The organism is Trebonia sp. (assembly GCF_030042015.1).
In the GTDB taxonomy this organism is placed as follows: domain Bacteria; phylum Actinomycetota; class Actinomycetes; order Streptosporangiales; family Streptosporangiaceae; genus Trebonia.
In genome coordinates this window covers 1-7,317 of the sequence record NZ_JASIAL010000346.1, presented here as the reverse complement: position 1 = coordinate 7,317, position 7,317 = coordinate 1, and the positions used below count along the sequence as shown (strand labels likewise).

5 protein-coding genes are annotated in these 7,317 nt (G+C 73.4%); 4 read left to right on the top strand and 1 reads right to left on the bottom strand.

What is annotated here, in order from left to right:
- On the top strand, positions 1-2,358 hold a 2,358-nt coding region (locus Q1N79_RS18575), incomplete at its 5' end, for a S41 family peptidase (protein ID WP_300610598.1).
- A gap of 36 nt (positions 2,359-2,394) precedes the next feature.
- Here Q1N79_RS18575 and Q1N79_RS18570 read toward each other — a convergent pair.
- Positions 2,395-3,822, bottom strand: a complete 1,428-nt coding sequence (locus Q1N79_RS18570) for an ABC transporter permease (protein ID WP_300610596.1) — start codon at positions 3,820-3,822, stop codon at positions 2,395-2,397.
- A 237-nt stretch (positions 3,823-4,059) separates the two neighbouring features.
- On the opposite strand from Q1N79_RS18570, the gene Q1N79_RS18565 reads away from it, so the two are divergent.
- From Q1N79_RS18565 to Q1N79_RS18555, 3 genes are all read left to right on the top strand, one after another.
- Positions 4,060-4,710 (top strand): response regulator transcription factor, encoded by a 651-nt coding sequence (locus Q1N79_RS18565; RefSeq protein ID WP_300610593.1) that lies wholly within the window; start codon positions 4,060-4,062, stop codon positions 4,708-4,710.
- The gene (locus Q1N79_RS18560; RefSeq protein WP_300610591.1) at positions 4,707-6,134 is read left to right on the top strand and encodes a HAMP domain-containing sensor histidine kinase; all 1,428 of its coding nucleotides are present in this window, start codon (positions 4,707-4,709) and stop codon (positions 6,132-6,134) included. Before Q1N79_RS18565 ends, Q1N79_RS18560 begins: the two co-directional genes overlap by 4 nt.
- A 191-nt stretch (positions 6,135-6,325) precedes the next feature.
- Positions 6,326-7,317 (top strand): WD40 repeat domain-containing protein (locus Q1N79_RS18555; RefSeq protein ID WP_300610589.1); only part of this gene is annotated, 992 nt, incomplete at its 3' end.

Sequence of the window (7,317 nt, the reverse complement as noted above, 5' to 3'; positions counted from 1 at the left end):
CATCTGGGCGGCCTGGACTGTGACAGGACCGGCCAGGCCAGCGTGGTCGAGGTGCGGGGCACCGTGCACTGGCTCACGCACTGCGACGGCCCGGCCCGGGCGCTGACCGTGGAACTGCGCGCCCGGCTGCCCCGCGTGCTCGGCGACGGCAAGGTCGTGTGGGTCACCGACGCCGGCGGCGCCGACGCCATCGAGATAGCGGCGCTGGAGGGGGAGCCCCGGCTCGTTCGGCTCGCGGCGGGCCGCGTGGGCAGCGTGACCAGCCTTGCCGCCTCCCCGGACGGGACTGCGGTCGCGGCCGCCGCGCGCGACGGGCGGCTGTACCTGGTGGACGTGGAGTCCGGGCGGGTCACCGAGCTGGCTGCCTGCGACGACGGCGAGGTGACCGGCCTCGCGTGGTCGCCGGATTCAGCGTGGCTCGCCTGGTCGGAGCCGGGGCCGGGGCCGGGGCTGAGGCCGCTGGCCAGGATCAGGCTGGCGCGGATCGCCGACGGCGCTGACGCCCGACCCGCGGTCACCGACGTGACCGACGGCCGGTTCGCCGACAGCGAGCCGGTGTTCACCCTGGACGGGCTGTACCTGGCGTTCCTGTCCCGCCGCACGTTCGACCCGGTGTACGACTCGCACGCGTTCGACCTGGCCTTCCCCTACGGCGCGCGGCCGTACCTGGTGACGCTCGCCGCGAGCACCCCGTCCCCGTTCGGCCCGCTGTCCGGCGGGCGGCCGCCGGGGGAGCCGTCCTCCGCCGCAGCGGACGCGGCGGACTCCGAACGGGCCGTGCTGACCGTCGACACCGAGGGCATCGCCGCGCGCGTGGTCGCCGTCCCGGTAGGCGAGTCGGACTACGCATCGCTGCGGGCGGTGAAGGGCGGGCTCGCGTGGCTGCGCGCCCCGGTCGCCGGGGTGCTCGGCGACGGCGACCCCGAGCCAGGCGGCGACCGGCCGCGGGCCGCGCTCGAGCGGTTCGGCCTGCGCAAGCGCGAGGTGACCGGGATGGCGGACGAGGCCGACTGGTTCGCCGTCAGCGGCGACGGCACCCGGCTCGTCGTGCGCGACGGCGGCAAGCTGCGGGTGCTGCCCGCCGACCGCAAGCCCAGCGGCGACTCCGGCGACGACGCGGTCACGGTCGACCTGTCCAGGGCGCGGTTCACCGCTGACCCGGACGCGCTGTGGCGGCACGCCTACCTGGAGGCGGGCCGGCTGGTCCGCCGCGACTTCTGGCGCGAGGACATGTCCGGCGTCGACTGGGACGGCGTGCTTGCGGCGTACCGGCCGCTGCTTGACCGGGTGCGCGGCGGCGGCGACTTCGCCGACCTGCTGTGGGAGGTGTTCGGCGAGCTCGGCACCTCGCACGCGTACGTGATCCCGCCGGGCACCGGCTTCTCCGACGACGGCGACGCGCCGGGCGCGGTCGGGCAGCTCGGCGCGGACGTCTCCCGCGACGCGGCCGGGCGGTGGATCATCGACCGGGTGCTGCCCGGCGAGTCGTCCGACCCCAGGGCACGGTCGCCGCTCGAGGCGCCGGGCGTCGCGGTGCGGGCAGGCGATGAGATCCTCGCGGTGGACGGCCAGCCCGTCGATCGGGCCTTCGGACCGTGGCCGCTGCTCACCGGCGGCGCGAAGAAGCCGGTCGAGCTGACCGTGCGGTCCGGAGCCGGCGCGCCGCCCCGCCGCACCGTCGTCGTCCCGCTGCGCAGCGACCGGCGGCTGCGCTATCAGGACTGGGTGGCCGGCAGGCGGCGCGCGGTCCGCGAGCTGAGCGACGGGCGGCTCGGCTACCTGCACGTCCCGGACATGATGGGCGGCGGCTGGGCCGACTTCAACCGTGACCTGCGCGCGGAGATGCTGCGCGAGGCGGTGATCGTGGACGTGCGCGGCAACCGCGGCGGGCACATCTCCGAGCTTGTCGTGGAGCAGCTCACCCGGCGGATCATCGGCTGGGACTCCGGCCGCTACATCAGGCCGGAGTCGTACCCGTCGACCGCGCCGCGCGGCCCGGTGGTGACGCTCGCCGACGAGTTCGCGGGGTCGGACGGCGACATCGTGACCGCCGCGATCAGGTCGCTCGGCGTCGGGCCGGTGGTCGGCGCCCGCACCTGGGGCGGCGTGATCGGCATCGACGGGCTGCCCGGCCTCGAGCTGGTCGACGGCACGCACATCACCGTGCCCAGGTACGCGTTCGCGTTCAATGCCTACGGCTGGGGCGTGGAGAACCACGGCGTCGACCCCGACGTCGAGGTGCTGATCACGCCCGACGACTGGGTGGCCGGCCGCGACCCCCAGCTGGAGACCGGCGTCCGCATGGCCCTGGACGCCCTGGCGGAGCACCCGGCGGCCACGCCGCCCCCGCTTCCCTGACCGCACGTGCCGAACCGGTCTACAGGCGACCTGCCCTCACCCCACACTCGCGAGCGCGTCGGCCGGGCGGAGCCTGCCGGTCCGCCAGCTGCCGAACGCCCCCGCCAGCAGCCCGCCGGCCAGCGCGAGCAGGACCGCGGCGATGATGGCGGCGATGTCGATCGTCGTCGTCAGCGGCACCGACACGGTCTGCGTGGCGGCGCCGATCGATTTCGTCACCCCGTTCGCTGTCGTCGTCCCCTGTAGTATGTTCGCGCCGCCTGACTGGGCGGGCAGCGTCTCCGACAGCTTCGGCGCGACCTTGTCGATGATCGCCACGCCGGCGTAGCCAAGGCCGACGCCGAGGGCGGCGCCGGCCACGCCGACCGCCAGGGACTCGGCCATCACCTGGCCGACGATCCGTCGGCCGCGCCAGCCGAGCGCTTTCAGCGTGCCGAACTCGCGGACCCGCCTGGCGACCCCCGCCATCGTCAACAGCGCCGCGACGGCGAACGCGGCGATCAGCACCAGGACGGACAGCCACTTGCCGAGGTCGTTGACCAGCTTCGCGGCGGTGGTCACCGAGCCGGTGACCTCGCTCGCCAGGCTGCTCGCCGTGGTGACCGTGGCCGACGGGAGCAGCTTGGAGATCTCGCTCGCCACCGCGTTGATGTCGGCGGCGCTCGCGGCGGTCACGTAGATGGTGTTCACGGAACCCTTCAGCGTGCCGCCCGCCGGGCCGGCGCTGGCGATGGCCTGGGCGCGGGCCAGCGGGATGTAGACGTTCGGCGGGGTGTTGCCCTGCGGCTGGGTGACGCTGCCGATGATGGTGAACGCCACGCCGCCGATCTTGATCGTCTTGCCGACCTTGAGGTTGTTCGCGGTCGCGTAGTCGCTGTCGACGACGGCGACGTTCTTGTTCGCGTCTGCCGGCGTGAACATCTTGCCCGAGCTGAGCACGGCGTTGCTGACCGGGCCGAGCTTCAGGTTGGCGAGGTCGAGGCCGTCCACGGTGAACGAGGAAGGCGGCGACCCGCCGGTCTCCGAGATCGTGATCGTGTTGTCGGTGAGCAGCAGGCCGCCGACGGCTGCGGCGACGTCGTGCAGCGCCGCGACCTTCGCCACGTCCGTGGCGCTGACCCATCCGGTCGTGGGGACCACGTTGCTCTGGGTATAGCCGTTCTTGAGCGAGTGGCACTTGCCGTCGCTGCACATCTCGGCACCGTTCGGCGTGATCGTGATCTGGACCGCGCCGCTGGGGACGGCGGTACCCGACGGCGCCGGAATCGCCCCCCCGCTCACCGTGACGTCGGTGCCGACGCCGTACAGCCCCTTGAGCACGCCCGCCTGGGCGTTCCTGACCCCCGCAGAGGCGGCGGTGACCGTCAGCACGAGCCCGACCCCGACGGCGAGGCCGAGCGCGATCAAGATCGCCTGCCGGAGACGGCGGCGCAATTCCCTCGCCAGATACGTGAAAAAGAACATGCCGTCCGTTGTAGGACAGGGCCGGTTGCACCGCGGTTACAGTCGCCAGCATTGGCGGCGTCACGGCCGGCGACTTCGTGTCCGCGACGATCACGGCGACGGAAGGGAAGCTGACCGTCGACACAATTCAAGATCCTGCGAGCATCCCCTGAGTCAACGGTCAGAGATCGGGAGTTGCATGGGCGGCAGGGCTGTCGCCCTGCGCGCGGACGGCCCCCGTCAGCAGGGAGAACCGTCATGCGAGTGCTGGTGATCGAGGACGACGGCGAACTCGCCGAGGCGATCGCCGCCGGGCTGCGGATCGAGGGGATGGCGGTGGACGCCGTGCTCGACGGCGACGCCGGGCTCGACCGAGCCCTGGTCAACGACTATGACGTGATCGTGCTCGACCGGGACCTGCCCGGCCTGCACGGAGACGACGTGTGCGCCAAGCTGGCCGGCCAGGTCAGGGCGCGCATTCTCATGCTGACCGCGGCGGGCACGATCGAGGACCGCGTCGCCGGGCTCGGCTGCGGCGCCGACGACTACCTGCCCAAGCCGTTCGCGTTCGCCGAGCTTGTCGCGCGGGTGCGCGCGCTCGCCAGGCGGTCGCACCCCGCCGTGCCGCCGGTGCTGACCGCCAAGGGCATCACGCTGGACCCGGCAAGGCGCGTCGCCACCCGGTACGGCGCGACCCTCGACCTCGGCCCGAAGGAGCTTGCCGTGCTCGAGCTCCTGATGGCGGCGGGCGGCCGGGTGGTGTCCGCCGAGGAACTGCTCGAGCGGGGCTGGGACGAGATGGCCGACCCGTTCACCACCGCGGTCAAGGTGACGGTCAGCCGACTGCGCCGCAAGCTCGGCGATCCGCCGGCAATCGAGACGGTCACGCAGGCGGGGTACCGGATATGAGGGCGAGGGGGGCGGCGCCACCCGGCAGCGCGCGGCGCGGGGCGGGGCGAACCTACCGGACAGGCAGTGTGCGGGTCCGGCTCACCCTGCTGTTCGCCGGCCTGTTCCTGGCGGCCGGGGCCGGGGTGCTCGGCATCACTTACGGGCTTGTCAGCCACGCGACGAACGGCATCATCGCCGGCCAGGTCACTTCGAGGAACCTGGCTGTCGGGGGGACACCGGGCGGGCAGGCAGCCGGGCAGCAGGCGACCGGGACGGTGCGTGGCGTCGTGATGCTCGGCGGCCGCGCGGCCGCCGGTGACGACCTGATGATCCCGCTCGCCCTGCCGGGTCCCGGCGCTGCCTCGACGGGTTCCCAGAGCGAGAAGGTGACGCGGTACGTGAACGGCACCCGGGCGGCGGAAAACGACGCGCTGCTGCTCTACTCCGGCATCGCGCTCGCCATCATGGCGGTGGTCGCGGCGGCGCTCGGCTGGTTCGCGGCCGGCCGGGCGCTCCGCCCGCTGCGCCGGATCACCGCGGCCGCCAGGCGGATCGCCGCCACGAACCTGCACGAGCGGCTGGCCATCGACGGCCCGGCCGACGACCTGCGAGAACTCGCGGACATGATCGACGGCCTGTTCGCCCGCCTCGACGCGTCGATGCACGCGCAGCGCCAGTTCGCCGCCAACGCCTCGCACGAGCTGCGCACGCCGCTCGCCCGCTCGCGCACGCTGCTTGAGGTGGCGCTGCGGAACCCCGACGCGTCGGCCGCCTCGCTCCGGGCCGCCTGCGAGCGCGCCGTCGCCGCCGGCGCCGAGCAGGAGCGGCTGATCGACGCGATGCTCATCCTGGCCCGCAGTCAGCGCGGCCTGGACCGCCGCGAGTCGCTCGACCTGGCCGCGACCACCCGCGACGTGCTCGCCGCCCGAGGCGCACAGATCGCGGCGAGCGGGCTCGCCATGGAGGTGACGCTGGCGCCAGCGCCGCTGGCCGGCGACCGCGCGCTCGTCGAGCGCGCGGTCGCCAACCTCATCGACAACGCCCTGCGGCACAACGTGACCAGCGGCGCTGTCTGGATCACCGTGGGGTCCGGCGACGGCCGGGCGGAGCTCAGCGTCGCCAACACCGGACCGCGGGTCCCGCCGGAAGAGGCGGACCGCCTGCTGCTCCCGTTCCAGCGGGGCGGCGCTGTGGGGCCGGTCCGGACCCGGCCTCGGTCAGGACCCGATGACGGCCTGGGCCTCGGCCTGTCGATCGTCGCGGCGATCGCCACCGCGCACGAGGCGGCCTTCCGGATCACGCCCCGGCTGGAGGGAGGCGGGCTCACCGCGCGGCTGGTGTTCCCTGCCGCCGCGGCCGCCCCGTCGACCGCCCGTCCCGCGCAGACCGCGCCAGGCGATCTTCCCCTATCGCCCGCGAAATCGATAGTGCTGGGCGTTTGACCGGTGCCTTTCCGCCCCCGCCGAAGTGCCTTATGTCACGAATTGATGGAACACGGGATGCAAAGGGGCGAAAAATCCGTGCGGCGTTCCCCGGAAAGTGCAGAATTAGGCGCGCATCAACGACGGATCGCTGCTCGCGCATGACCGCATGGCGCGCGCATGGGACGCGGCAGGATCGCAGAGGCGGTTACATGAGTATTACGGAAACGGCGGGAGGCGCACGCACGCTCGCCGGCCACACGGGCGCGGTCAACTCGGTGGCGTTCAGCCCGGACGGTGCCAGGCTCAGCACCGCCAGCGAGGACAGAACGGCCCGGCTGTGGGACGCCGCCGCGGGCGAACTCCTGCACGCCCTTACCGGCCATAGCGACGCCGTGTTCGCGGCGCCGTTCAGCCCGGACGGTACTCGCGTGGCCACCGTCAGCGCCGACGTGACGCCCCGGCTGTGGGACGTCGCCAGCGGCGCCTGCACGAACGAGCTCCATGGCCACACGATCGCCGTGTTCGGCGTGGCGTTCAGCCCGGACGGCTCGCTCCTGGCCACGACCAGCTACGACGAGACCGTGCGGGTATGGGACACCGCGTACGGCAAGTGCGTCGGCGTCCTCGGCGGCCATACCGACATCGTCTACGCGGCGGCGTTCAGCCCGGACGGCTCGCTGCTCGCGACCGCGAGCGGCGACGGCACGGCGCGCGTGTGGGATGCGAGAACCGGCAACTGCCTGCACGTGCTGACCGGGCACACCGGCATCGTGTCCGCCCTGTCGTTCAGCCCCGCCGGCTCGCTGCTCGCCACCGCCAGCTTCGATGCCACGGCGCGGCTGTGGGACGCGGCCACCGGCAACTGCGTGCGCATCCTCAGCGGCCATGCCGGAACGGTGTGGTCAGTAGCTTTCAGTCCGAACGGGGCCCTGGTGGCTGCCGCGAGCGAAGACGCGACCGCCCGCGTGTGGGAGGCCGCCAGCGGAGCGCCGCTGCGCACGCTCGAAGGCCACGCCGACTCCGCGTTCGTCGTCGCGTTCAGCCCGGACGGCGCGTTCATCGCCACCGCGAGCTCGGATGCCACTGTCCGGCTGTGGCACGGCCCCACCGGCAAGTGCGTCCGCACGCTCGAAGGCCACACGGGCGCGGTCAGCTCGCTGGCGTTCAGCCCGGACGGCAGGCAGCTCGCCACCGCCAGCAC

What these genes read in the sequence shown, in the direction of transcription:
- Q1N79_RS18560 (WP_300610591.1), top strand. Translation starts at nt 4,707, where the DNA reads ATGAGGGCGAGGGGGGCGGCGCCACCCGGCAGCGCGCGGCGCGGGGCG.
- Q1N79_RS18565 (WP_300610593.1), top strand. Translation starts at nt 4,060, where the DNA reads ATGCGAGTGCTGGTGATCGAGGACGACGGCGAACTCGCCGAGGCGATC.
- Q1N79_RS18570 (WP_300610596.1), bottom strand. Translation starts at nt 3,822, where the DNA reads ATGTTCTTTTTCACGTATCTGGCGAGGGAATTGCGCCGCCGTCTCCGG.